Genomic DNA, 26,568 nt, shown 5'->3' with positions numbered 1-26,568 from the left:
TGCTTCTCAACATCAGATGGAGCCCTTAAACTGGGTTCCATCTATGTTGAGGTGGGTTTCGATAGGTCTTTCGGCGACGTTTGTTGCGTCGCCTGCGCTTGCATCGCCGTGGTCGCGCGGGGACAGCGAGCTTTATGCCCGTCTTGCCATCTCCAGACATACGGTCGATGGGCTCGATGGAATCCGATGGGATTCCTATTCCGAATACGGCCTATCCGATGACTGGACCGTTTCTCTTAAATACGAGCGTCTTGAGTTTGACCGCTTTGGCGAGTTTGATCGTGACGGCTGGCGCGTGACCGCTCGTCGCGGTTTCACACTGCCCAAAGGTCTCGTTTTTGCGCTGGAAGGAGGCGCCTTGTCTGGCGACGCAATCGGCGGTGCGGCCGGTTGTGAGACTTTGGGCGCCGAGGCACGGGTTTCTATCGGTCAATCCACCAGAGTGGGTGGAGACACGGTTGGGCAGGACATTTTCTGGTTCGCGGAAGGGGCCGTTCGGGCGCACGAAGACGGGTGCCAGCGCGAACGCGCGGAAATCGGCCTGGGGCAGCGGCTCTACAAGGATGTCTGGCTGGTTTCCCAAGCCTGGTTCGACTCCGGCGACAGCAACGCTTCTTCGAGCAAGTACCAGTTCGAATATCTCTGGAAGGCGGATGGTTTTGATATCTCGGCCGGCACACTGATCGAGTTTGGCGGAGAATTCGACGAATCTGCCGTTTTCTTTGCAGTGGCCCGAACCTTTTAGGGCGTCGCTGTTGTCTCGGATTCGGGGCCGTATCCGGTCTCATGCATGACATAAGCGATAACTGCGTGACGGGCATCCTGACGGTGGACGCCTGAAAATGTCATGTTGTTGCCAGGCAGGAATGTTCGGGGATTGTTTAGCCACTCCTCAAGTTTTTCAGGCGTCCAGCGAAAGCTGGCCTCTTGAAGCGCGGTCGAATAGTTGAAGCCGGGCCGGGATCCAGCTTCGCGACCAATTATGCCAAAGAGATTTGGGCCGACCAGATCTGGTCCGCCTTCCTTGAGCGTATGACAGGAGCCGCAGAATTTGAACGTGCGCCGACCTAGGGCATAGTCGGCTTCGTTGTAGGGAGAAGGAAGCGAAGAAAAATCTCGAGACGACTCTGTTGACGTTTCTGCTCCGTTATTCGTCAGTTCCTGAGCGGGCGCCGCGGGCCCAACTGCGCGCACTTCTTTGCCTGAGTCGCATGCGGCCAGCCCGGAAATCAGTAAAATTATTAAAAATCGGGAGCTTAAGGGCATTATATAATCTCGTGAATGAGGTTTGAAGTTGTCCTGCAATTGGATTTTTAGACCTTTCAGTGGAGGTTGGCTCGTACGGCGCGTTGTCGCAAGCAGCTCGGGTGATCGTCCTCCTTTGAAATTTTCCGTTTCAGGGAAGTGCGGAATTAACATCGGTCGGCAACTATCGTAGCGAGATGCGTCGACAGTTGATCACCTTCCTGTTGGCGGGGCTTTCCTTGCTGACTGCGCCTTCAGCCGCCGTCGCTGATGCCATGCCGTCAGACCGGCCGCTGGCAGTGTCGCAACCCGCCAATGCATTGTTGTCGCCAGACAAAGCGTCTGTGCGGCAAACTGAGGCCGTTCACAACGTTCAAATTGGTGAGCAGACGCTGGCAGTAAAGGTTCGCTATGGGCAGCCCGACCGGATCGATGCAACCAGCGTTGCGGCGTTGAGTGGCGCAGTTTTTCGCAGAAGTCGGCAATTGTTGATTGTCGATCGGCCTCAGTCCGGCGAGCGAGCAGAAATGAGCCTTCATACGGGCCAGTTGTGGATCGATGGGAAGCCGGGCGCGCCGGTCGACACGGCGGGCATTGAAACAGACAGCCGTCTCTGGCTGAGCCCGGATGCGCTTTCCTCGCTAGTCGGTCTCCCGGTTTCCGTATCAGGCCGGTCCGAGCCGGAGAGGCGGGATCGATCCGCGAGGACGACCATCGCGAAAGCTAATCTGTTGTTTCCGGAACCCACAACTCTCGAAGGCTCCTCGCAAGCTCGTCTGCTATTGGCGGCACATTCGCCGGAAAAGAGGGCAGGGAAGTCACCTTACCGTTTATCCGTTCCTGATCTGGCCTCTTTCGAGGGCGCCTTTGGTGGTTCGGTTCGGAAGCGAAGCTCGTCGGCGATCGCGGGCGACTGGCGAAAGAGAAAGTCCTGGCAAATTGAAACGGAAATTCGAAAAACGCCGGAGGCAAGGCTGGTTCTGGCGTCTGTGACGTCCCGTTCCAGTGATGATGGTGAAAAGGCTCATCCGAGGTCTCCGGCGAAGTCAGCAAAGATGTCGAGTGAACATGTCAACGAGTTTGGGCGGACTCATTCGCGCATCGTAGCGGTGTCGTTTTCTCGAAGCTTCTCCGAAACTGTAGCGAATAGTCGCGTGCCTGTGCCTAGTTTGAAGGCGCTCAATTTTCGGAAAACCGGTCGCGGCATTTCAGAGCAGAAAGCCGTTCCGGAAACATCAGCAACAGAAGTCAGTCTTTCAGCGCTATCTGTCGGTTCGGATGAGAAAAATGCCAAGACGACATATGAGCAGCCTGGTCCGGCCATCAGAGGTACTGTGTTTATTGACCTAGATGGCAACGGTCGGGTTGATCCGATTGATCAGCGGCTTGAGGGCGAACTGCTCACACTGATCAACATCGAGACGGGGCAGATGATAGAAAGGCGAAGCGCAGCGTTTGGTCGGTTCGGGTTCGCCGACTTGCAGCCTGGCCGGTACAGGCTGCGAGTTCTGGCGGGATGGCAGGAGCATGTCGCTGAACTGAATATCAGATCGGGTGACATAGCGAGCGACGTGCCGCTGGCCATCGCTACGGGACCGCCGGCAAGCGCTGGGCGACAAATCAGGACCGCGCCGCCAATGACGCATCAAAAAGCCCGGCGGGATGAACCTGCCGGGCTGATCGAGGCGTGATGGCCTTGGCTGCTGCCTACTCTTCTTCTTCTGCGAGAAGCTCTTCTCGCGAGACCTTCTTTTCCTTCACATCAACTTTTTCAAGTAGGTGGTCGACGACCTTGTCCTCGTAGATCGGCGCACGGAGCTGAGCCATCGCATTTGGATTCTTCTGGAAAAACTCAATGACCTGGCGTTCCTGGCCGGGGAAGCGTTGCGCTTCTCGGATCATGGCCTGCTGCACTTCCTGTTCGGAAATCGTGATTTCCGCCAGACGGCCCATTTCGGCGAGGACCAGACCGAGGCGAACACGACGTTCAGCGATCTTGCGATACTCGTCCTTCAGTTCGTCTTCGGACTTGTCTTTATCTTCGTCCGACACACGACCAGCGTCCATTTCGGCTTGAAGCTGCTGCCATATCTGGTCGAACTCCATATCGACCATCTTCGGCGGAAGTTCAAAATCATGCTTCTCGTCCAGGGCGTCGAGCAAGCTGCGCTTGGCCTTCGCGCGTGACGCATTGTCCAGCTCTTGTTGGAGCTGTTGTTTCACGAGGTTCTTCAGTTCGTCGAGAGACTCGATGCCGAGGCCCTTGGCGAATTCCTCATCAATATCGGGCGTCTTGGGAGCGCGAACTTCGTGGACAGTTACGTCGAAAACGGCAGCTTTGCCGGCAAGATGTTCTGCCTGATACTGCTCAGGAAATGTCACTTCGACGGCTTTTTCGTCGCCAGCCTTGACGCCGATAAGCTGGTCTTCGAATCCTGGAATGAAGCTATTGGAGCCCAGAACCAGCGTGTGGCCCTCTGCGGCGCCGCCCTCGAAAGGTTCTCCGTCCAGCTTGCCGACAAAATCGATAACCACAGCATCGCCTTCACGAGCTTTTGCCGTCTTGCCGCGTGCTTCGTATTTGAGATTGTTTTCCGCAACGCGCTCGAGGGCTTCATTCAGAGCTTCGTCATCAACTTCTGCAACGGGACGCGTAACCTTCAAGGTGGCGGCATCGACGGGCTCGAAGTCCGGCATCACATCGACGTGCATGTGATAGGCGAGATCTTCCTTGCCCTCAAGCACGGCCTCCATGTCACTTTCCATGTGCATGTCAGGCTGGGAAGCGGGACGGACATCAGCGTCGGCAATGGCCTTTTCGCTCGATTCCTTCATGACGGCTTCGACAACCTCGCCCATGATCGATTTGCCGAACATTTTGTGCACATGCGCAGCTGGCACTTTGCCCGGCCGGAAGCCTTTCAGCTTCATTTGCGGACGGATTTCTTCAATGCGCTGGTCCAGCCGGGATTTCAGTTCGCTCGCCGGCACCTTGACCTTGTACATGCGGCTCAGGCCATCGGTGGTTTCGGTGCATTCCATCGTTCTAATTCCTTGTGCGCTCGGGCGCTTTCGTCAGGGGATTGGCGTTGTTCAGTCTTGAAGCGGGCGTGTATGTCATAGGCCTGCTTCACTGTCTATGCGGCGCAGTAAGCCAATGTCATGTGGTGCGGATGGAGGGACTTGAACCCCCACGCCTCGCGGCGCCAGAACCTAAATCTGGTGCGTCTACCAATTTCGCCACATCCGCATCAGTAGAGAGCCGTTCTCGTAATTGCAGCCTTGCTGGGGATCAAGTCCTCGCGGCATAGAGTTCGTGAAGCAGCGCTGGCAGCGCCTCAGGCAAGTCTTCCGCAATGAGGCCAGGGCCGAGCCGCAAGCCAAGCTCGCCGTGGACCCAGCAGGCTGCGCATGCTGCATCGAAGGCGTCCATTCCCTGAGCCATGAGCCCACCCGCTATGCCCGCAAGGACATCACCACTACCGGCCGTCGCAAGAAAAGGTGACGCATGGGTGTTTTCGACGAGGCGACCATCGGGCGAGGCGACAAGGCTGGATGCGCCTTTAAGAATGATTACGGCGCCGGACTGCTTTGAGGCCTTCGATACAGCATCCACGCGGTCGCCGGACACCGGAAGGTCCGGGAAAATGCGCCGAAATTCGCCCTCATGCGGTGTGAATAGCGCTGGACCTTTTATTGCCGAAAAGAGCCTTTGCGGTTGCTCCTTGAACATCGTCAGCGCATCCGCGTCCAAAACTGCCGACGCAGCACCTTCGAGAACGGCTAACGTGTTATCTATCGTGTCCCGCGTAAGGCCGGCTCCCGGTCCGATGAGCGTGCATTGCGTGCGGCAGGCAAGAGCCTTGAGGGATTCCACATCAGAGAACGACTTCACCATGACGGCCGTCTCGTGACTGGCGTTCACGAGGACGGCCCCAGGTGGTGAGAACAAGGTTACGAGACCCGCGCCTACGCGCAGGCCCGCCCTTGCCGAGAGGCGGACGGCTCCCGTCGACGATGCTGGCCCCGATACGCAGCCAAGATGTCCGCGAACATGTTTGTGGCTGTCTCGATCCGGCCACGGCCATGAGTTCATCCACAATGAGGGTGAGTTAGGAACTGCGGCCTGATTGGTCATACTCGCGTCTCAATTCAGAGTCGGCCCTTGTGGGCGAAAATTGCGCTCTGCTGAAAATCAAAGTGGATACAATAGTCTTTTGCAATGATGGATTACTTGCCCGCGAAGGTTCCAAACGCGAAGCGAGCAGCGGATGCTACGGGCATTCAATAGGGCAAGATTTTCTTGGATCGCAATTCTTTGAGGATTTCAAAGAACGCGTGTGGCGGATTCGCTCCCAAGTTCCCGAACAGCAAGACCTGAAGGGCCACGCACCAGCATGGTCATGGAGCAATAGCCAGGCCTGAAACTGGTAACGAGTTGTGAACCTTCCAGATGCCCGACAATGGTATTGATCGCTACAAAATGGGTGAAGACAACGCTGTGATCAGGAAGCGCTTCCACGGTCGAAATCAAGGCGTTTCGCCAGTCTTGCAGAATAGGCTCGGCGTTATCCCAAGTGCCCGACATGAAATTCTGCAACCAGCTAATGCGGTCATCGAGCCCCTGTACCGTCGGAATTTCACTAACATTCGGCTCTGTAGCAATCTCAATGCCGGACTTGAGTGAGAAGGGCTGTGAGGTCTCCTGACATCTGGTCATCGGGCTGGCAAAGCCATGCTCGAAACCCATTGTGGAAAGCTGTTCACCGACGGCTTCGGCCTGCTGTCGCCCGAGGGAGGACAGGCCCGGATCCTTCGCGTGGCCCCAGCCGGCTGCGGCTTCGCCATGCCGAACCATGTAGATCATGCGGCCATCGCTTCATAAGGGTCCAAGCCGTGCGCGCGTATAACATCGTGTGCGCGCCTGTAGGCTACAGGTTCGTTGATGTTCAGCTCCCTGCGCACTTCCTCCAGTTGGCGAGGAAGGAGGGCCTCGATATCCTGCTCAATAATCCGCCGCGCCAGTTTGCCATTGCGCCGGCCTTCCCGGATAACGTCTTGTATCCGTGCATCGCGCGGGGCGGCTTTTGCGAGCTGACGTCCCCCCATGAATGCTATGAAACTGATTCCGAGTCCGCCATGCTGGCTGTGCGTGAAACCGAGAAGGGCGGCTTCGCCAAGAGCGTCTCGCCCGTAACCGGTCAGGATGTGCATCATGTCGTGAGTATCGCGTAAAAGGTTTCCATACCAGAGGAGGTCGTCGTCGATTTCGCGCCAGGCTGCGGACCGCCGCTCGCTTTCGGCTACCAACCCCGCAGCCGACAGCCCTTCGCGCTCCATGAATTCTACATAGGTTCGCCCAACGCTGCCTTTGGGCAGGGCAAGAAGCGGTTCATGATTGTCCAGGATAGGCGGCAGGTAGTCGCGCTTCTTTAACCGGGACCGACCTTCGGGCGTCGACAAAAACCGATCGAAATCCTTGAGCGCTGAATCGCCATTCAGCGCTTCAATAATGTGGAACACCTGCTCGGTGTCTTCCTTGTTAGCTATTAGCTGCTGCATGTGTCGCCATGCCGTGATCGGCTTTAGTTTTGGTCGTTCGCGAGCGGGGCTGATGTACACGTTCGAGCGATTCATTCGTCATCCATCTGCGTTGAAATGATGCGATGCTTTCTCATCTATCATTTTCGGTTTCGCAAAACAATGACGGAGGCGTCATTTTCGGGTAAGTGGCGCTGCTCAATTTTGCATCATTCGCGCCAAAACCTTGTGCAAATGCCGTTCTGATTTTCCGATTTTTTCAAAGGGATTATCGCGCCCTTCGAGCATGCTGCTACGTCACCGAACATTATTGAGGGAAAGGTTCAGGCGCCAATGAAAAAGATTGAAGCGATCATAAAACCCTTCAAGCTGGATGACGTGAAAGAGGCGCTCCATGCGGTTGGAATGCAGGGTATGACGGTAACGGAGGCCAAGGGCTTTGGCCGGCAGAGAGGTCATACGGAATTGTATCGCGGCGCAGAGTACGTTGTCGACTTTCTCCCGAAACTGAAGGTCGAACTCGTGATAGCGGACGACAGCGTCGCAGGGGCTATTGATGCGATCTCAAAAGCCGCGCACACAGGTAAGATCGGTGATGGCAAAATTTTCGTTTCCGAAATTACTGAGGCTGTTCGCATCCGCACCGGCGAGACCGGCGAAGGCGCGCTTTAAACTGAACAACAAATGACATCGCTGCCAGGCGGTGGTTCCAACATTACTAACTGGAGGGCTAAATGGCCGAAAACCTAATGAAGCTGATGAAGGAAAAGGACGTTGAGTTCGTCGACCTTCGCTTTACTGACCCGCGCGGCAAGATGCAGCACGTTACCTTTGACAAGGGCATGGTCGACGATGACTTTTTCGTAGAAGGCCAGATGTTCGACGGCTCTTCCGTCGCCGGCTGGAAGGCTATCAACGAATCCGACATGCTGCTCAAGCCTGATACGAGCGCGGCGATCATCGATCCTTTCTTCCAGCAGACGACGCTTGCCGTATTCTGCGACATTCTCGATCCGATCACGGGACAGGCCTATGGTCGTGACCCGCGTACGACAGCGAAGAAAGCAGAAGCCTATCTCAAGCAGGCTGGTGTCGGCACGACAGCCTATTTTGGCCCGGAAGCCGAGTTCTTCGTTTTTGACGATGTTCGCTGGTCAACAGAGCCCAATAAAACAGGCTACTCCTTCGACTCCACAGAGCTTCCGTTCAACACGGATAAGGAGTATCCGACTGGAAACATGGGGCATCGCCCGCACTCCAAAGGCGGTTATTTTCCGGTTCCGCCGATCGACTCCGAACAGGACATGCGGTCCGAGATGCTCGCAATCATGGGCGAGATTGGGCTTGAGCCTGAAAAGCACCACCATGAGGTTGCTCCGGCCCAACATGAGCTTGGCTTGAAGTTCTCGACACTGACCAAGATGGCCGATCGCCTGCAGCTTTATAAGTATGTGGTTCACAATGTGGCTGCCCAGTACGGCAAGTCGGCGACCTTCATGCCGAAGCCATACTTCAAGGACAATGGTTCGGGCATGCACGTTCACCAGTCCATCTGGGACGGCTCCACGCCGACTTTTGCAGGCGACCAGTATGCAGGCCTTTCAGAGACCTGCCTCTATTACATTGGCGGCATCATCAAGCACGCCAAGGCACTGAACGCGCTGACGAACCCGTCGACGAACTCATACAAGCGCCTGGTACCGGGCTACGAAGCACCGGTCATGCTGGCCTACTCGGCGCGCAACCGTTCGGCGTCCGTTCGCATCCCGTTCGGCTCGAGCCCGAAAGCGAAGCGGATCGAAACCCGTTTCCCGGACCCGACGGCAAACCCGTACCTGGCTTTCGCAGCGCTTCTGATGGCTGGTCTCGATGGTATCGAGAACAAGATCCATCCAGGCGATGCCATGGACAAGGACCTGTACGACCTGCCGCCGGAAGAGGCCGCCTCGATTCCGCAAGTTTGCGGCTCGCTCCGTGAGGCGCTTGAAAGCCTGAAGGCAGACAGCGGCTTCCTGACCAAGGGAAATGTGTTCGATGACGACCAGATCGATGCCTATATCGAACTGAAGATGGAAGAAGTGGAGCGTTTGCAGCTTCACCCGCACCCCGTCGAATTCGACATGTACTACAAGGTCTAAGCGCCGAATCTCTGTAAGAATGTTGCGCCGGGCTGGAAAAGCCTGGCGCAATTTTTTTGGGTGAACAGGATATCCACCGCTGTAAACACTCCCGGTCTTGCGTGAGCCGCATGCTGGACAAATATTCAAAGCTCTGCGACGACGCAGATAAGATTCATTCAATTAATGGCTGGAAGCGATCGAATGTACGACCCCCACGAAACCGCGCTCAACCTCGTCCCAATGGTTGTCGAACAGACCAGCCGTGGCGAGCGGGCCTTCGATATCTTTTCCCGCCTGCTCAAGGAACGGATCATTTTTGTTACGGGCGGAATTGATGACGGGATGGCAGCGCTGATTACCTCGCAGCTGCTCTTCCTTGAATCTGAGAGTCCGAAAAAAGAGATCTCCATGTATATCAACAGTCCGGGCGGGTACGTATCGTCCGGCTTGGCGATTTACGACACGATGCAATATATTCGATGCCCCGTCTCCACAGTCTGCATCGGCCAGGCAGCAAGTATGGGCTCGCTGCTACTGGCGGCCGGGCAAAAGGGAATGCGTATCGCACTTCCGAACGCTCGCGTGATGGTGCACCAACCCTCAGGCGGTTATCGGGGCGTTGCGACCGATATTGAGCGGCACGCAGAAGAAATTCTCGAATTGAAACGCCGTCTCAACAATATTTACGTAAAACACACCGGTCAGGATTATGACACAATCGAGCGTAAGCTTGACCGAGACACGTTCATGACGGCTGAAGAGGCGAAAGAATTTGGTCTGATCGACCAGGTTTATGAGCGCCGCCAAGGCGACGACGACAATTAGTCCGGGCGGATGCGCAGGTCCTCTTGCGTGTCCGGACTTAAAAAATAAGATCGAAGGCAAGCGATTTTTTTGCGCGCGGCATAAATCGTGCGTTAATCGATCGCAAGCATTGAGGTGGCCATGACCAAACAAAACGGCTCCGGCGATTCGAAGAACACGCTGTATTGCTCCTTCTGCGGCAAAAGCCAGCATGAAGTGAAAAAGTTGATTGCCGGTCCGACGGTGTTCATTTGCGATGAATGTGTCGAGCTCTGCATGGATATCATCCGTGAAGAGAGCAAGGCGTCGGGCTTCAAGTCGAAGGAAGGCGTGCCTGCGCCTCGCGAAATTTGTGATGTCCTGGACGATTATGTGATCGGGCAGTCCTATGCAAAGCGCATTCTGTCGGTGGCCGTTCACAATCACTATAAACGCCTTTCCCATGCATCAACGTCTGATGGCGTGGAGCTGGCGAAATCCAACATTCTGCTGGTCGGCCCTACGGGTTGCGGCAAGACGCTGCTCGCCCAAACGCTGGCGCGCATTCTTGATGTGCCGTTCACGATGGCTGATGCGACCACGCTCACGGAAGCCGGTTATGTCGGCGAGGATGTCGAGAACATCGTGCTCAAGCTTTTGCAGTCGGCCGACTACAATGTCGAGCGGGCCCAACGTGGCATCGTCTATATCGATGAGATCGACAAGATTTCCCGCAAGTCAGACAACCCGTCCATAACCCGCGACGTTTCGGGCGAAGGCGTGCAACAGGCGCTGCTAAAGATCATGGAAGGCACGGTTGCTTCGGTACCTCCACAAGGCGGGCGCAAACATCCGCAGCAGGAATTCCTGCAGGTCGACACGACGAACATACTGTTTATCTGCGGCGGGGCCTTCGCTGGCCTCGACAAGATCATCAGTTCGCGCGGTGAAGGTACGCGCATGGGATTCGGTGCAGATGTTAAAGACCCGGATGCGCGCGGCGTTGGGGAAGTCCTGCGTGATGTCGAGCCGGAAGACCTCCAGCGGTATGGCCTGATCCCGGAATTTATCGGGCGCCTGCCGGTCATTGCGACGCTTGAGGATCTGGATGAAGAAGCCCTGATCGAGATTCTGACCCAGCCGAAGAATGCGCTGCTCAAGCAGTACCAACGCCTCTTCGACATGGAAGAAGTGACACTTACCTTTACGGACGAGGCTCTGACTGCTGTTGCCCGTAAGGCTATCGCTCGCAAGACAGGTGCGCGCGGCCTGCGTTCGATCATGGAAGGCATCCTTCTTGATACCATGTTCGAACTGCCGAACCTGCGCGGCGTCGAGGAAATTGTGGTCAATGGTGAAGTGGTCGAAGGGCACGCAGCACCACTGCATGTGCACGCCAAGGCGGCAAAGCCGAGCGAAGCTTCCTGATCCACAAAAAAGGTCTGCGCAAGCCAGCTTGAATGGCGCGTATTAACCTCCACATCTTCCTGTAGAAGCCGGAATCGTCCAGACTAAAGGGGCGCCGGCAGGATCGCTGCTGAGCAGGATCCAGGAACTAAGGAGGCATGAATGCCCAAGCAAACCCTCCCAGTCCTTCCTTTGAGGGACATTGTTGTCTTCCCTGACATGGTCGCGCCGCTTTTTGTGGGCCGTGACAAGTCTGTCCGGGCGCTCGAAATGGTCGATGAAGGCGAGAACGAGATAATGCTCGTTGCTCAGAAAGATCCGTCGACAGACGAGCCAACAGCTGATGACATTCACCAGCTCGGTACCGTTGCAACCATATTGCAGCTGCTGAAGCTGCCCGACGGGACCGTCAAAGTGCTGGTAGAAGGCTCGAGCCGTGCACGTATCGTTCAGTTTAACGATCGCGACAGCTATTTTGATGCCGAAGTTGAGCTGATTGAAGCTGAGGCTGGTGATACGGGTGAAGTGCAAGCGCTCGCACGCGCCGTCATCGACCAGTTTGAAAACTATGCCAAACTAAACCGGAAGATCCCCCCGGAATCCGTCGCGACGGTGTCGCAAATCACCGAACCTGGAAAACTCGCGGATGCGGTTGCGTCGCAGCTCCAGGTCAAGCTCTCCGACAAACAGGAGCTGCTTGAGATGTCGAATGCTCGTGAACGCCTTGAAAAGGTATTCGCTCTCATGGAGGGCGAAATGGGCATGATGCAGATGGAGCGGAAGATAAAGAACCGCGTCAAGCGTCAGATGGAGAAGACCCAGCGCGAGTATTACCTGAATGAGCAGATGAAGGCTATTCAGCGTGAGTTGGGCGATGCTGGTGATGGCGAACGCGACGAGGTTGCTGAGCTTGAGGAGAAAATCCGCGAAACGCCGCTCAGTGAAGAAGCTCGTGCGAAAGCGGACCAAGAAGTAAAAAAGCTTCGTCAGATGAGCCCGATGTCAGCGGAATCGACCGTTGTCCGGAATTATCTCGACTGGCTGCTTGCGCTTCCATGGGGTAACCGCAAGGAGATCTCGACCGATCTCGACAAGGCCGAGCAGCAGCTCGACCATGACCACTATGGTCTGGAGAAGGTCAAGGAGCGGATCATCGAATATCTTGCTGTGCAGAAACGCACCAAGAAGATGAAGGGACCGATCCTGTGTCTTGTCGGTCCTCCCGGCGTAGGTAAGACGTCACTTGGCCGCTCGATTGCCGAAGCGACTGGACGTGACTTCGTTCGCGTTTCGCTTGGTGGTGTTCGTGACGAAAGCGAGATTCGCGGTCACCGCCGGACCTACATTGGTTCCATGCCTGGTCGCATCATCCAGTCCTTGAAAAAGGCCAAGTCCGGCAATCCGTTGTTCCTGCTTGATGAGATCGACAAGATGGGTATGGACCATCGCGGCGATCCGGCCTCTGCGCTTCTCGAAGTGCTGGACCCAGCCCAGAACTCGACGTTCAACGACCACTACCTGGAAGTTGATTACGATCTTTCTGACGTTATGTTCGTGACGACTGCGAATTCGCTCAACATGCCACAGCCGCTTCTTGATCGGATGGAGATCATTCGCATCGCCGGTTATACAGAGCCGGAGAAGATGGAGATTGCGAAGCGTCACTTGCTGCCGAAAATCCGCAAGGACCATGGTTTGGCGGAAAGCGAGTGGATCGTAAGCGATGACGCAATACGGGATCTCGTGCGGTACTATACGCGTGAGGCCGGGGTGCGCAGCCTGGAGCGTGAACTCGCGAGGCTTGCTCGCAAGGCCGTTCGTCGTATTGCACAGAGCGATGAGTCGGTCATCGAGGTTACGGCGGAAAACCTTTCTGACTTTGCCGGCGTGCGGAAGTTCCGTTTCGGTCTTGCCGATGAGGAAGATCAGATCGGGGCGGTAACCGGACTTGCCTGGACCGAAACGGGCGGCGACCTGCTGACCATCGAAGCGGTCCAGATGCCCGGCCGGGGCATGATGAAGGTTACGGGCAACCTGCGTGACGTGATGAAGGAGTCGATCCAGGCGGCCAGCTCGCTTGTTCGGTCCCGGTCGATCATGCTCGGCATCAAGCCCAGCCAATTCAACACGACGGATATCCACGTGCACGTGCCAGATGGTGCAACGCCCAAGGATGGCCCATCGGCCGGTATTGCAATGACCACAGCGATTGTATCGCTACTGACGGGTAATCCGGTCCGACGGGATGTCGCCATGACAGGTGAGGTGTCGCTGCGCGGACGGGTCCTACCGATTGGGGGGCTCAAGGAGAAGCTCCTGGCTGCGCTGCGAGGCGGCATCAAGACGGTGCTGATCCCTGAGGAGAATGAGAAGGATCTCGATGAGATTCCTGATCAGGTCAAGGAAGGGCTGAAGATCGTGCCCGTTACGGACATCAATGAGGTGTTTGCCCGCGCCCTGACGCGCCCGCTGACGCCCATCGAGTGGTCGGATGAAGACGAGGCAGCCTTGCAGGCCAGCCTCGCAGGAAAGTCATCCGATCCCGATGTCGGTGACACTATCCGCCACTAGTCAGCCTCTTTAATTGCAAACTGAACGGCCCCTGCGCTTATGCGGCAGGGGCCGTCTTGCATTTCAGGACAACCTCACGCACAAAGCGGATAGAGTAGGGCGGTTAGCTCAGCTGGTAGAGCATCTCGTTTACACCGAGAGGGTCAGCGGTTCGAACCCGTTACCGCCCACCATTTTCCGAACGGGAACTCCAAAGAAAGACAAAGTAGCGTGGTACGGGAAGCTTTATCTGGCTTCCGTCATTTCGCGCTTGCGTGCTCTTGCGGCTTCAACATCCGAAATCAGACCTAGGTAGGTATCTCCGAGTGGAGGCGAGGACTCGGATACGCCCAGCAGCTTGACCAGGTCATCTATCGTGACCTTTTCCTTCGACCGGCTGGCGATCCGGGCGACAATGCAGACCCGAGCGGTTTCGGAAGCCTTGTGCAGAAACCGATGCTCCAAGCAGAGGTAAGTTTCACTCCAGCCGACGAGCCGGGTTTCCACGGAAAATGTTTGATGGGCGCGCAGCATTCCTGCGAACGTTACGGACTCAGCACACACAACGGGAAACCAGCCCCTTTTTCTGAACTGTTTCCAGGCGCCTGTGCGAACCACATAATTGATGATGCCGAGATCACTGAAGGAGAAGTACCGGCTGTTTGTCATGTGCGAAAACATATCCTGATCCGTCAGCATGACCCTTGAGCGAATTTCAGTTGTATCAAACAGGCTGGCTCGTTTTGTCGAAAAGCTGGCGCGCAGGAATGTTAGAACAAGTCTCAGGAAAAGGTTCATCGGCTGGTCAATCTCTCCCGGCCACTCAAGCTTCGCGCTTTAGCCTTCTGACGAGGTCTGCATTGAAGTTGACGATGTTGGATACGGCCTCATGCGAGAAAGTCGCGCCTGCGTACCAAGTCGCCGCCTCTCCTTGCATGTCCCGGAACCTTTGAAGTAATCCATTCCGGATCGCCTCGCAGTCATACTGAGCGAAATACTTCCAGCTCTTCTGAAGGATAACGTTCACTGGACGACCGCCTTGGGCCGTGATTTCGGAGAGCAAGATTTCCTGGAGTTCTGCGTCAGAGTAGCTGCCTGTCAATTGGCCGGTCAGATACAACTGTCCGCCGAGTTCGGGTTCCTTGCCATCTAGCCGAGCAGACATCATTCGGCCATATGGTGCGCCTGGAACGACTGCTGCGCTGTATGCCTGAACGGTCACGTCGTCAAACCAGTCCTGAACAGCGACGAGCGTGGTTGTATAACCGTTCCACTTTACAGCCTCGACGACGGCTTTTTCATTCTCTGTCGGATCGGCGATAGCATTGAAATCATCCATGGCAATCGTACAGACGATCAGGTCGAACTCCTGAGCGACGCCAGTTTCAGTTGTTATCGACGGCAGCGCACCTGTCCGATCGACTTTAGTGACGCGGCTTGCGAGATTTACATCCAGACCGGCCGCCGCCCGCTCCCAGAATGCGCTCCATCCCTGCGCTGGCATCTTAAGCTGTTTGAGTAATCCCGTCAGAATAAGATCCAGATCGTTCCAACGCATGGCTTGCACTGTCGGTGTCTCATCGACAAAACCATAGCCGAGATTGGTCATGGACCTGTACATGAACCGTTCGATCTTGTGCAGCTTTCGTTCGCGCAACCATTCTGCAATTGGTTGAGCCGCCTGTTTCTGGGCCCAATCGGGTATTCGAGCACGCCCCAAGGCGGACATCAGCCGTTGGCGTGCATAAAGAAACTGTGCGACCTGGACAGCGAGCGGTGCTCCGTCTCCTCGCTTTACGTAATCCAGAAAGTCTTCGCCATCGAAAAGCTGTTCGCCAAGGGGCCGCAGATCAATTCTGGCTTTCTTCATCCAATCCAGAACACGTCTGTGTGCCCGGGTAGTGTAACAAGTGCCCATTTCGACGACAGCGTCGCCTCTGACAAAGGAAAACGACTTGCCGCCCAGATAGGGATTGGCCTCAAAGACCGTTGGGTGGAATCGTCCTGTCTCTTGTAGCAGCCGCGCCAGGCTGAGGCCGGCAGGGCCGCCTCCGATTATTCCTACGCTACGCTTCATGAGTAGAGTTTAGTCCTAGGGGCAGTTTCGGGCCGACGATGGTTCAAGTGATTTCTCGCAATAGCGGCTTTTACAAGCGAGGATCTTCTGCAGGTCTCAATGCAATTTAGACATTTGGACTGCTTTGTTTTGCAGGAAGTTAAGATTGTTCTTGTACCAGCGTCTCTTAATGGCTGCGCCCTCGACTACTCCGTCATGGATCAGACTTTTGTTTGATCGACTGCCCGCACCGCGCACGGCAGTGGAGGGACGCGTATACGGCGAGATGCAGTCGCTTCTGGTGCGATTGCTCGTGCCAATGGCTGTCATCAACATCGTAAACGGCCTTATCTATTCTGCTGCCTTCCTGCAGGTGGTTGAAGTCTGGAAGGTTGCCATCTGGTTTGTGCCTGTTGCGCTGTATTCGCTCATGCAGACCCTGGCCTACATGCGGCTTTCCAAAAAGAAGACGCCGACTCACGTATCTGGACGGTTCCTGCGCAAGGCTGAGCTATCGTCTCTTGTGCTTGGCGTGATATGGGGCGTTTCTACCTATCTCTTCCATTCCGACAATCAACTCGCGAACCTCTTTATCTGTATCGTTATTGCAGGCATGGGTGCGGGCACAATGTCGATTCTTGGGCCTGTTGCCCGGGTCGGTAGCCGATTTCTGATCGGCAGCGTCACGATCATGCTGGCGACGAATATCCTTAAGAATTCGCCATTTGCGGTCGAGGTGACCCTTCTGGCGCTGTCCTTCACGGCAGCATTGCTGATTGGCGGCGCTCGCAACTACCGTCACATCTACGACATGATCGTCCAGGGTATGCAAAGTGAGACGGCTAAAGAGTTGCTCGCTGACGCTATTGAATCGTCCAATGACGCATTTGCCTTTTATGAAGCGAACGGCGACCTCATGGTCGCTAATGCGCGACACCGCGACTGGATTGGAACTGAAAAGCCGGAGTTTCATGTCGGTGAAGACCGGGTGCCCGTCCTTCTCAAGAACGGACGTTGGCTAATGCGTTCAACCCGGGAGACGGGGAAGGGCGGCGCCGTTGTTGTTCATACGGATATTACAGCGCTCAAGACGCGGGAACGTGAGCTGATCGAAGCTCAACGCGAGGCCGTAGAAGCAGATGCGGCGAAAAGTCGTTTCCTTTCGACAATGAGCCATGAGCTTCGCACGCCCATGAACATCATTCTCGGTTTCTCGAAGCTCATGAACGGCGATTCGAAGATCCGTCTTTCAGACGAGGAAATCCGCGAGTATGCAGACAATATTCACACAAGCGGCACGCACCTTTTGAAGCTAATCAATGACATCATTGATTATTCAAAGGTCGGCCTGGATCGCATTGCAATCAATCCGACGGCAGTGGAGACACAGGCGTTACTGACCGAAGCGATTACGCTGGCGGCCGGATTTGAGAGTAAGCCATCAGTGGACTCGTTTGATGTTTCGGTATCACCGAAGCTGTCGATGATGATGGTCGACGAAACCGCGATGAAGCGAATTCTCATCAACCTGCTGACCAATGCCATCCGTTTTAATCGTGAGGGCTGCAAAGTTGTGATCCGGGCGGGGCTCAATGGCGAGGGCGTACCATTCATTGCAGTGCGCGATTTCGGGCCAGGTATTCCTGAGAACAAGCTCGAGCGTGTTTTCGAAGCATTCTATCAAGGCGACTCGAATCTTGACCGTCAATATGGTGGGACCGGGCTCGGTCTCACGCTATGTCGGCACTTGGCGCGTCTTTTGGCTGGCGATGTGATCCTGAAGTCGCGTGTGGGCGTTGGCACGACAGCCATCCTCACGCTTCCAAAATCTGTACTGGTTCATGAAGAACAAATCACTGTCGCCGAAGCCAATACTGAGAGCGAAGACCGGGACGTTGCGTAGTTAGCGGCTCCACAAATTGTCTAACGCTTCCCCAATTGCATAGGCCGGACGGGCCATGGCCGGTGTCGTACGCAGACCGATCATGGCAGAGCCTGTGAGTGCGGTGTCCTTGTCGCTCTCGGGCGGCCAGTGAGTGCCTGCAACAAAGCCATAGTCGAGGCTGGCCAGGAATTGGCCGAACTCAAGTTCACGCTCGTCCTTGAAAAGTGGCATCCAGACCAGAAACATGGCCTTTGGCCAGCGTTTCAGGGCTCGCGGAATCCAGTCGGCCAGTGCCTCCATATCCCGATCAGTTTCGTAGCTCGGATCGAGGAATGCAATGAGCCGCTCCTTGCTGCGCGGCTGGAGGGTGAGCGCGCCTTTATAGCCGTCTTCCTTTAAGGCTCGTGTCCTCTTGTCGCTTGCGAGTGAGCGCGACAGCTTTTCATATTCAGCAGGATGCTTCTCGAAAAAGACCATACGGTCCTGATCACGCAAGCAATGACGGGCGAGGGCAGGGGAGCCTGGATAATTCCTGACAGTGCAGCTGCGAACAAAATCCAGCCATGGGCCAAGCGGTTCAGGTGCCTGCCCCATATCCAGAAGGCGCGTCACGCCTTGATCGGCTTCACCAGTCTTGCGCGATTGGCTGCTGGTCAGGTCGTAATTGCCTGCAGCCGAGTGCGTTTCGATATACAGCCACGGGTGATCGGCACGCGCGGCTATTTCCAATATGGAAAAGAGGACGGCATGCTTGAACACATCCGCCCTGTTTCCGGCGTGAAACCCATGCTGATAGGAAAGCAAGACTGTGCGCCCTAGTCGCCGCGACCGGCCAATGAGTCCTGGCGAATGGCTTCAAACTCATTTCCTTCGTACCAGGTCGGCCAGGTGTCGGAATTGATGACTTCCAGACCCACTTCGTAGAGCGCTGTGATATCCTCCACCATGCCCGAGAGGTCCCAGTTCTCATTATACTCGTCCATCGGCTTGTGATAACGCTGAACGGTGTAGGCTTCCGATGCCGCCATGCCCGCCGCTTCGCCACCGTCGCGCTTGTCGACTCCACCGTCGGCGTACAGCATCGGCACGCCCTTCTTCGCAAATGAAATATGATCCGAGCGATAGAAATAACCGGCCTCGGGCTTTGGGTCAGGCTTGACGACGCGATCCTGTGATTGCAGCTCCGCCGTCAGAAGGTCTTCAAGTTCGGACGCACCATATCCGACAACGACCATATCCTTTGTGCGGCCGATTGGCAGCATGCCGTCCATGTTGATACCGGCAACAATCCGGTTCATTGGCACAGTCGGATTTTCGGCGTAGTAGGCTGAACCGAGCAGGCCTGACTCCTCAAGCGTAACGGCCAGGAACAGACCTGAGCGTGGATGCTCGTCTTGCGCCATGGCTTCCGCTATTTCGAGAAGGGCAGCAGAACCGGTCGCATTGTCGACAGCGCCATTGAAGATGTCGTCGCGATAAAAGTCTTGTCCGGGTTCGCCGGCGCGTTCTTCGGATTTCTTGCCGAGATGATCCCAATGGGCTGTGAAGAGCATATACTCATCTGGCGCAACCGTACCGGGCAGAACGCCGACTACATTGCGGGATTCCATTCGGGATACGGTCTGCACAATTTTGCCAGAGGCGGTGAGATCTCCCATATCGACAGCCACGAAGCCAGGTTCCTTGGCGGTTGATTTTTGTTCATCGAAATCTAGTCCGGCTTCGGCAAACAGGCGGCGCGCAATGTCGGAAGTGATCCAGGATTCGAAAACCGTCCGGCTTGCGCCGTCATCTGATCGGACCAGGTCGGCCTGCGCGCCGGACCATGAATTTGCCACCACGTCCCAGCCATAAGAGGCTGGCGCAGTTTCATGGACAATGATAGCCCCTGAGGCCCCTTGGCGGGCCGCTTCTTCGAACTTGTAGGTCCAGCGGCCGTAATAGGTCATCGCCTTGCCATTGAAGAGGTCGTCGGTGCCGCGAGCGAAGCCTGGATCGTTGACCAGCATGACCACCGTCTTTCCCTCGACATCGACGCCGGCGTAATCGTTCCAGCCATATTCTGGTGCGACTACGCCGTAACCAACGAACACAAGCTCGGATTCCTGGAATGACAGTTCATTACTGGCCTGATGCTTGGTCCAGAGTACCGCATCCGTTTTGAGTTGCATGGGATAAGCTTCGCCAGAGCGCCCGCCATTGAAGGTCAGACTCGATTGACTTTCGTCGAGCGTTTGTTCGACCATGCCTACGTTCTGGAACCAGGTTCCGTCATCGCCGCCTGGTTGCAGGCCTATTCTTTCCATCTCCGCAGCGATCCAGTCCGCGGCTTTTTCGCCATTCTCCGAACCCGGACCGCGGCCCTCGAATTTGTCGTCTGCAAGCGTCTTGATCCGCGCGTCGAGGTCCTCGGCAGTGATGGCTGCGACAGTGTTATCGGGCAGGGGCATTAGCAGGTCACTGGATGAAGCCTGCTCATTTGCGTTGGCTGGCGTTTCGGTTGCGCCCGTTTCTGCGCCGCTACCTGGCGCGTCTTCTTCCACAGACGCTTGAGAGCAAGCGGCTAGCGCGAGTAGGGCGACAGAAGACCAGAGCACGTGTTTCATGTAGATTTCTCCCGAAGAGGTTTCGAAACCGCTTCTCGCATAGGGCTCATGTACGAACAAGCAACGCGCTGCCGCGGCAATTGAATGAACGATTACATCAGTCGTCCGGCAGGGGAATGAATTCACTTTCGCCCATGGGAAGCTGGAATGGCGAGCCGGAAAAGCCGTTTTCAATTGAGGTTCGCCAGTCATCCCGGGCTGTGTCTATCAATTGAGAATCGCTCGCGACGAAATTCCAGTTGATTTTACGTGGGCTATCCATCGCTTTTCCTCCCGCCAGCATCAGATAGCTTTCTGGAGTCGCTTCGACGCGTACCGAGGCGCCGCGAGACAGGATAGCCATCGAACCGGCCTCGATCTTTTGACCGTCAATACGGGCTTCTCCACCGGCAACATAGATCGCGCGTTCTTCAGCGGCATCATCTGGAACGTTGAATTGCGCGCCGTTCGTCGCATTGATGCCAACGTACCAGATACCCCAGGGAAACTCGACAGGTGAAGCATGCCCCCAGGCATTGCCCGCGAGCACCTGCGCGGTTGCGCCGCCGAGGTTGAATTGAGGCAGCGTTTGCTTTGGGTGGTGGGTAAATGAAGGCTCGATTTGTTCGTGCGTTTGGGGAAGGGCCACCCATGTCTGGATCCCATGAAGGCGTTGGCCACTTCGGCGCTCGGGTTCAGGAGTTCGTTCCGAGTGCACAATACCTTTGCCGGCCACCATCCAGTTAACAGCTCCGGGGCGTATTACGATGTCGGAGCCTACCGTATCCTTGTGTCCAATGGCGCCTTCAAACAGGTATGTGACGGTTGCAAGGCCAATATGGGGATGAGGTCGAACATCCATGCCATCGCCGGGCTGGTAATCGACCGGACCGAAATGATCGAAAAAGATGAACGGTCCCACCATGCGGCGTTTATGAAACGGAAGCACGCGTCGAACTTTGAAGCCGCCCCCAAGTTCATGAACGCGGGACTCGATAAGCAAGTCGATTGAATCTGTCATCCCATGTATCCTCGCTGTTGCCCAGTGCTGTCATGATGGCGCATCATTGGCATGTGACCAGCTCTCTCAGTGAATATTTGGAAGCAATACGGTCGTGTCGGCTTTGCGAGGCAGACATGGAACGCCCACCTAATCCAATTCTTCAAGCTTCGGACAGCGCCAGAATACTCGTAGCGGGGCAGGCACCCGGCAATCTGGCCGACCGTTCTGGACGGCCGTTTACTGATCCTTCTGGCGTTCGGCTGCGTGAGTGGATGGGGGTTTCTGAGGACGAGTTCTACGATCACCAGCGTATTGCAATTGTTCCGATGGGGTTTTGCTTTCCTGGTTATGATTCAAAAGGTGGAGATCGCCCGCCGATGAAAGTCTGCGCGCGTACCTGGCATCTGGGGCTACTGGCTCGATTGCCAAGACTCGAACTCATACTTGCAGTTGGTGGCTATTCGCAAAGCTGGCACCTGAACTTGCCGGGTTCGGCCCGCCTGACTGAAGTCGTGCAAAACTGGCGTCACCATCTTGAAAACAGCAACACGATCCCGACCCCACATCCAAGCTGGCGAAACAATGCATGGCTAAAGAAGAATTCATGGTTTGAGGAGGAGCTTCTTCCGGTGCTCCGCGAAAAGGTGAGATCACTTTTATGAGATGGCTCGCCGTCCTTATACTGTTTGTGACTTCAGCGTGTGCGACGCCCAAGTTACAGTCGCGCCTTGATCTGGAAAGTACCGTGCACCCCAGTTTTACGCCCGAGCAGAATGAATTCACGTCATTCGACGGGGCCAAGTTGGGACTGAGCGTCTGGGAGGCCGATCTGCCAACGCCCGAATATGTCGTCGTCGGTCTCCACGGCATGAATGATTATGCCAACGCGTTTCATATGCTGGCGCCCTGGATGGCTAAGCAAGGTGTTACGACATATGCCTATGATCAACGCGGTTTTGGGCGATCGGACAATCGCGGAATATGGCCGAAACCCGATCTCATGCGGGAGGATCTGAGAACTGCGATCGAGCTTGCACGGCAACGTCACCCGGACATACCTGTTGCGGTCGTCGGAATCTCAATGGGCGGCGCCGTCGCCATGACAGTATTCGGGTCAGACAATCCGCCAGTTGGCGTGGATAGGCTGATATTGTCCGGACCAGGTCTGCGTGGCTGGGGAACATTGAACCCGCTGTACAAGGCAAGCCTCTGGCTATCGACGCATGTGAGACCAGGCTGGGTGGTCCGCCCTCCAAGAGGCGTCAAGATCGAGCCTTCGGATAATGTCGAGATGCTCCAGGACCTCTGGCGCGATCCCCTTGGCTTGAAAGAAAATCGTATAGACCAAGTCTTTGGCCTCGTAGGCCTTATGGAAGAAGCGCATGGAGCCGCACCTGCGCTTACGCCAAACGTTCCAACCCTGATCACGTACGGCGCCAAGGACATCGTCATTCCACCGTCCGCCATCAAGCGGACCATACGTGTATTACCCGATCATGTGCGCACGGCCTATTACGAAGGCGGTTATCACATGCTGCTGCGTGACTTGCAGGCGGAAACAGTTTTTGCCGACCTTATGGCTTTCCTGAAAAATGATGCCAGCGAATTTCCTTCTGGAGCACCGAATATTCCTCGAGACTGAGCCGGCGGGTTGACCATGCCTTTGTGATCGCTAAGCCGCCATGAGGCAGTGCGGGAGGCCGTAGATGTTTGACCATCCTTCTTATGACCATCATGAAGGCGTCCACTTTTTCGAGGATGCGGCCAGTGGTCTCAAAGCGATCATAGCCATTCATTCGTCTGCGCTTGGGCCGGCGGCGGGTGGTTGCAGGATGTGGCCATATGCCACCGGAGAGCAGGCTTTAAGGGATGCGCTGCGCCTGTCTCAGGGCATGAGCTTCAAGAATGCGATGGCTAGTTTGCCGCTCGGCGGCGGAAAGTCGGTTATCTGGGGTAACGCAAAAACTGACAAGTCGCCTGCGCTGTTTGAGGCGTTCGGGCGCGCTATCGAGTCCCTGAATGGTCGATACTATACCGCAGAAGATGTCGGTGTGACGACGTCGGACATGGCATTGGTCGCGTCGCAGACGAAATATGTTGCAGGGCTGGATACGGGCGCAGCAGCGAGCGGAGATCCATCACCTATCACGGCCGGCGGCGTCTATCGTGGCATCAAGACGTGCGCCGAGCGCGCTTTTGGCTCGGCAGACCTTTCCGGAAGAACGATCGCCGTTCAAGGTGTTGGCTCCGTTGGCGGCTATCTGTGTGATCACCTGGCTCAAGAAGGAGCCAGACTATTCGTTTGCGACATCGACCAGGAAACCGTGACCCGTGTTTGCGAACGGACAGGCGCTTCCCGGGTCAATACCGACGATATTTATGACGTCGACGCGGACATCTTTTCCCCGAACGCACTGGGCGCCGTCATCAACAAGGCGACGCTTGGCCGTCTGAAAGTAAAGGTCGTCGCAGGTGGTGCGAACAATCAGCTTGCTAGTCCTGACATGGATAGCGCTCTTCGCGAAGCCGGTATCCTTTATGCACCCGATTATGTCATCAACGGCGGCGGGATCATAAACGTGGCCGCGGAGATTTCCGGCGAATACTCTCGTAGCTGGGTTATGGATAAGCTCGATGTTCTTATCGAGACATTGGGCGAGGTGCTGGATGAAGCCCTTAAAGCCTCTCTACCTACAAATCTCGTTGCTGAGCGTATTGCACGTCAGAGGATCGCAGCCGCGAAGCGCGGCTGAAACCCTCCGAGGCGATTGTCGATTATTTACCGCGTGACCACCAGCCGCGACGCTTAGGCTTCGCTTCTTTTTCGTCGCCGTTTTCATCGCTAACCAGCACAGGCTCGCTCGCAAGCGGTTTGTCGGCATCAAACACCACCGCAGTGGTTGCAGTTTGTCCCTCGTCCTTGTCTTTAGAGGTCTGGTCCGCATCGTTTGCTGGCTGTGGAGTTTCTCCAGCATCGCTGGCAACAACTTCCGAAGCAATGGCCGTTTCGTCGACAGGGGGAGCCGGTGAACTCGGCTCGCTGATATCAGGCTCGCTCTTCAGCTCTGCGTCCGGCACGTCATTGTCCGTCTTTTCGTTGATAGAACCTTCGGACGGCGCGGATACATTTTCAGATCCCGCTTGTCCTGGTTCGGTCGCCGCCGTTTCTGAGACTTGATCGGTCCCTGTAGATTTGTTTCGGCGACCGCCCCGTGACCGCCGGCGACGGGTAGGCTTCTTTTCAATCTCCTGATCGTCAGCTTTTTCCGCATCTAGAGCGACGGTCTTCGCCAGCTGAGGCTGTGATGACGTGGCGCGGTTTGCAGCTTGAGGATCGGGCAGGGCGGGCGGCTCGTCGTCTAGAAGGGCAGGGGCGCTTACAGAAAGCCCATCCAGTAGCGCGCCACCATCAGCCGGCACAATTGGCCCGCTCTCACGACGTCTGCGGCGGCCACCACGGCGACCACGGCGACGGCGCTTACGCCCCTGCGAAGACTTGTCATCTTCTGTCGTGGCGTCGGTTGCCTCACTGTCGACTTTTGCGTCCTCATCGATTTCGTCTTCCGCGGAGTCTTCGGAATCGTCATTTTCCTGCGGAAGCAGGTCATCATCGTCGTCGCCGCTAATGTGCTTGCTGCGGTCTGAACTCTTGGATTTACGCCTTGATTTGCGACTGGGGTCCTTCTCGGCATCGATCTTGAAGTCGCCTGGCAAGAGGTCGTCGGATGAGCGAACCGATATAGCGAAACCTGCTTCGTCTTCGATTTCTGTAATCGCTTCGCGCTTGTTATTCAGGAGGTAGAGTGCCACTTCGGTCGGCGCATGCACGGTGATCGAAGCCAGCCCGCCACCAGCCGCCCGTGCTTCGAGCGTGCGCAATAACTGAAGCGCAGCAGAAGGAACAGAGCGACGCCTGCCGGTGCCATTGCAGGCATCACAGGGATCAGACGTAGCCTGCAGGACGCCAGCTCTACGGCGCTGACGTGAGATCTCCATCAGTCCGAACTGGGAGATTTTTCCGCACTGGACCCGCGCACGGTCAATCTTGAGGCAGTCTTTCAGCTTCTTTTCGACGGCCCGGTTGTTCTTGTTCTCCTCCATATCAATGAAGTCGATCACAACAAGGCCAGCGAGGTCGCGCAAACGCATCTGACGGCAGGCTTCCTCGGCGGCCTCGAGATTCGTTCTAAGTGCGGTCTGCTCGATATTGCGCTCTCGTGTTGCCTTGCCGGAGTTCACGTCGATGGCGACAAGCGCTTCGGTTTGATTGATGACGAGATAGCCGCCTGACTTCATCTGAACGACGGGAGAGAATATTGAATCGAGTTGTTCTTCGACATTCTCTGAAACGAAAAGCGGCGCCTGGGATTTCCACTGCTTCACCTTTCGAGCCTGCGTTGGCATGATCATCTTGGAAAGGTCCTTGGCCTCTCTGTAGGCCGTCTGGCCTTGAATGATCACCTCTTCGATGTCCTTGTCGAACATGTCGCGCATGGCCCGATGAACCAGTCCGCCTTCCTCATGGATCAGGCAAGGCGCGATGGATTCGAGCGTCTTGGAACGGATATTATCCCATAGCTTTTGCAGGTATTCGTAGTCCCGCTTTATTTCGGTCTTCGTGCGTTTGGCGCCGGCCGTCCGTACAATAAGGCCCATACCCTGCGGGACATCGAGGCTTCCCATGATGTCCTTCAGGCGCTTGCGATCCGAACCATTGGAGATCTTGCGTGAAATGCCCCCGCCACGCGGTGTATTCGGCATCAACACGCTGTAGCGGCCAGCCAGAGACAGGAAGGTCGTCAGCGCGGCACCTTTATTGCCGCGTTCTTCCTTTACAACCTGAACCAGCATGACTTGCCGCCGCCGGATGACTTCCTGAATCTTGTATCGCTTCGAAAGTGATTGCGAAGACTTCTTCCGGGTTTCCGGCTCACCGTCCGAAGCGTCCTCATCAGAATTGTCGTCGTCATCGATCAGGTCTGCCGGTGAATCGATTTCCTCATCGGGGTCATCAACATCAAGGTCTTCATTCTCTGCCGCGGCGCGCGCAGCGTCTTGAAGAAGCGCTTCACGATCTTCTTGTGGCAGCTGGTAATAGTCTGGATGTATTTCGCTGAAAGCGAGAAAACCGTGGCGGTTGCCACCATAATCCACGAAGCATGCCTGAAGGGAAGGCTCTACTCGCGTTACTTTCGCGAGATAGATGTTACCTCTTAGTTGTTCCTTGCCAGTCGTTTCGAAATCAAAGTCATCAACTTGCCCATTCGAAACGAGCGCCACCCGGGTTTCTTCCGGGTGGACGGCATCGATCAGCATTAGTTTGCTCATTTAGGATCGCCTTGTTGGCTGGCGGCGCGGTCCTGCGAGATTGTTCGCAGGCTCTGCGGCTATCG

22 protein-coding genes and 2 tRNA genes are annotated in these 26,568 nt (G+C 55.9%); 12 read left to right on the top strand and 12 right to left on the bottom strand.

Annotation, left to right across the window (positions count from 1 at the left end; all coding sequences use genetic code 11):
* Positions 1-16: 16 nt before the first annotated feature.
* Positions 17-745, top strand: coding sequence for a hypothetical protein (locus D1223_RS12595; protein ID WP_147372808.1), 729 nt, complete (start codon positions 17-19; stop codon positions 743-745).
* Here the strand turns inward: D1223_RS12595 and D1223_RS12590 are convergent.
* Entirely contained in the window at positions 742-1,419 is a 678-nt protein-coding gene (locus tag D1223_RS12590) for a c-type cytochrome (RefSeq protein WP_233353153.1), read from the bottom strand. The genes D1223_RS12595 and D1223_RS12590 overlap by 4 nt on opposite strands.
* A gap of 35 nt (positions 1,420-1,454) precedes the next feature.
* Between D1223_RS12590 and D1223_RS12585 the strand changes: the two genes are divergently transcribed.
* A complete protein-coding gene (locus D1223_RS12585) occupies positions 1,455-2,936 on the top strand; it encodes a carboxypeptidase-like regulatory domain-containing protein (RefSeq protein WP_147372806.1) in 1,482 nt (493 codons plus the stop codon).
* Between the two features lie 16 nt (positions 2,937-2,952).
* Here the strand turns inward: D1223_RS12585 and tig are convergent, their stop codons facing one another.
* From tig to D1223_RS12560, 5 genes are all read right to left on the bottom strand, one after another.
* Positions 2,953-4,287 carry a trigger factor gene (gene tig, locus D1223_RS12580; RefSeq protein ID WP_119376768.1) on the bottom strand — a complete coding sequence of 445 codons (1,335 nt, stop codon included), beginning with the start codon at positions 4,285-4,287 and terminating at the stop codon, positions 2,953-2,955.
* A gap of 123 nt (positions 4,288-4,410) precedes the next feature.
* Positions 4,411-4,495 (bottom strand) — tRNA-Leu (locus tag D1223_RS12575).
* Positions 4,496-4,537: 42 nt separating this feature from the next.
* On the bottom strand, positions 4,538-5,341 hold the full coding sequence (locus tag D1223_RS12570; protein WP_233353188.1) for an NAD(P)H-hydrate dehydratase: 804 nt from the start codon (positions 5,339-5,341) through the stop codon (positions 4,538-4,540).
* Between the two features lie 231 nt (positions 5,342-5,572).
* Entirely contained in the window at positions 5,573-6,112 is a 540-nt protein-coding gene (locus D1223_RS12565; RefSeq protein ID WP_119376766.1) for a histidine phosphatase family protein, read from the bottom strand.
* A complete protein-coding gene (locus D1223_RS12560) occupies positions 6,109-6,807 on the bottom strand; it encodes a Coq4 family protein (RefSeq protein ID WP_119377136.1) in 699 nt (232 codons plus the stop codon). Before D1223_RS12560 ends, D1223_RS12565 begins: the two co-directional genes overlap by 4 nt.
* 312 nt (positions 6,808-7,119) lie before the next feature.
* On the opposite strand from D1223_RS12560, the gene D1223_RS12555 reads away from it, so the two are divergent.
* The 6 genes from D1223_RS12555 (at position 7,120) to D1223_RS12530 (ending at position 13,840) form a co-directional block, all read left to right on the top strand.
* The gene (locus D1223_RS12555; protein ID WP_119376765.1) at positions 7,120-7,458 is read left to right on the top strand and encodes a P-II family nitrogen regulator; all 339 of its coding nucleotides are present in this window, start codon (positions 7,120-7,122) and stop codon (positions 7,456-7,458) included.
* A 62-nt stretch (positions 7,459-7,520) separates the two neighbouring features.
* Positions 7,521-8,924, top strand: a complete 1,404-nt coding sequence (glnA, locus tag D1223_RS12550; protein WP_119376764.1) for a type I glutamate--ammonia ligase — start codon at positions 7,521-7,523, stop codon at positions 8,922-8,924.
* Between the two features lie 183 nt (positions 8,925-9,107).
* A complete protein-coding gene (locus D1223_RS12545; RefSeq protein ID WP_119376763.1) occupies positions 9,108-9,731 on the top strand; it encodes an ATP-dependent Clp protease proteolytic subunit in 624 nt (207 codons plus the stop codon).
* A 120-nt stretch (positions 9,732-9,851) separates the two neighbouring features.
* Positions 9,852-11,117 carry an ATP-dependent Clp protease ATP-binding subunit ClpX gene (gene clpX / locus D1223_RS12540; RefSeq protein ID WP_119376762.1) on the top strand — a complete coding sequence of 422 codons (1,266 nt, stop codon included), beginning with the start codon at positions 9,852-9,854 and terminating at the stop codon, positions 11,115-11,117.
* Between the two features lie 141 nt (positions 11,118-11,258).
* A complete protein-coding gene (lon, locus tag D1223_RS12535) occupies positions 11,259-13,667 on the top strand; it encodes an endopeptidase La (RefSeq protein WP_119376761.1) in 2,409 nt (802 codons plus the stop codon).
* A gap of 97 nt (positions 13,668-13,764) precedes the next feature.
* Positions 13,765-13,840 (top strand) — tRNA-Val (locus D1223_RS12530).
* Between the two features lie 52 nt (positions 13,841-13,892).
* Here the strand turns inward: D1223_RS12530 and D1223_RS12525 are convergent.
* Entirely contained in the window at positions 13,893-14,444 is a 552-nt protein-coding gene (locus D1223_RS12525; protein ID WP_119376760.1) for a thioesterase family protein, read from the bottom strand.
* A 25-nt stretch (positions 14,445-14,469) separates the two neighbouring features.
* Positions 14,470-15,723, bottom strand: a complete 1,254-nt coding sequence (locus tag D1223_RS12520) for an FAD-dependent oxidoreductase (RefSeq protein WP_119376759.1) — start codon at positions 15,721-15,723, stop codon at positions 14,470-14,472.
* 208 nt (positions 15,724-15,931) lie between these two features.
* Here D1223_RS12520 and D1223_RS12515 point away from each other — a divergent pair, with 208 nt between their 5' ends.
* Positions 15,932-17,605 (top strand): sensor histidine kinase, encoded by a 1,674-nt coding sequence (locus D1223_RS12515; protein WP_158586713.1) that lies wholly within the window; start codon positions 15,932-15,934, stop codon positions 17,603-17,605.
* Here the strand turns inward: D1223_RS12515 and rlmJ are convergent, their stop codons facing one another.
* The 3 genes from rlmJ to D1223_RS12500 all read right to left on the bottom strand — a co-directional run bounded on the left by rlmJ (position 17,606) and on the right by D1223_RS12500 (position 21,193).
* Positions 17,606-18,391 carry a 23S rRNA (adenine(2030)-N(6))-methyltransferase RlmJ gene (gene rlmJ / locus D1223_RS12510; RefSeq protein ID WP_158588469.1) on the bottom strand — a complete coding sequence of 262 codons (786 nt, stop codon included), beginning with the start codon at positions 18,389-18,391 and terminating at the stop codon, positions 17,606-17,608.
* 11 nt (positions 18,392-18,402) lie between these two features.
* Complete coding sequence (locus D1223_RS12505) at positions 18,403-20,193, bottom strand: M28 family metallopeptidase (protein ID WP_119376756.1); 1,791 nt, start codon at positions 20,191-20,193, stop codon at positions 18,403-18,405.
* A 97-nt stretch (positions 20,194-20,290) separates the two neighbouring features.
* Entirely contained in the window at positions 20,291-21,193 is a 903-nt protein-coding gene (locus D1223_RS12500; protein ID WP_119376755.1) for a pirin family protein, read from the bottom strand.
* A gap of 116 nt (positions 21,194-21,309) precedes the next feature.
* Here D1223_RS12500 and D1223_RS12495 point away from each other — a divergent pair, with 116 nt between their 5' ends.
* The 3 genes from D1223_RS12495 (at position 21,310) to D1223_RS12485 (ending at position 23,928) form a co-directional block, all read left to right on the top strand.
* Positions 21,310-21,837, top strand: a complete 528-nt coding sequence (locus D1223_RS12495; RefSeq protein WP_233353152.1) for a uracil-DNA glycosylase family protein — start codon at positions 21,310-21,312, stop codon at positions 21,835-21,837.
* A complete protein-coding gene (locus D1223_RS12490) occupies positions 21,834-22,817 on the top strand; it encodes an alpha/beta hydrolase (protein ID WP_119376754.1) in 984 nt (327 codons plus the stop codon). Before D1223_RS12495 ends, D1223_RS12490 begins: the two co-directional genes overlap by 4 nt.
* 64 nt (positions 22,818-22,881) lie before the next feature.
* Positions 22,882-23,928 (top strand): Glu/Leu/Phe/Val family dehydrogenase, encoded by a 1,047-nt coding sequence (locus D1223_RS12485; protein ID WP_119376753.1) that lies wholly within the window; start codon positions 22,882-22,884, stop codon positions 23,926-23,928.
* Positions 23,929-23,950: 22 nt separating this feature from the next.
* On the opposite strand, the gene D1223_RS12480 is transcribed toward D1223_RS12485, so the two are convergent.
* A complete protein-coding gene (locus D1223_RS12480; RefSeq protein ID WP_119376752.1) occupies positions 23,951-26,503 on the bottom strand; it encodes an Rne/Rng family ribonuclease in 2,553 nt (850 codons plus the stop codon).
* Positions 26,504-26,568 lie beyond the last annotated feature (65 nt).

Origin of the sequence: Henriciella mobilis, from assembly GCF_003576285.1 — a bacterium.
GTDB lineage: Bacteria > Pseudomonadota > Alphaproteobacteria > Caulobacterales > Hyphomonadaceae > Henriciella > Henriciella mobilis.
This window is presented reverse-complemented; position numbering and strand designations above follow the sequence as displayed.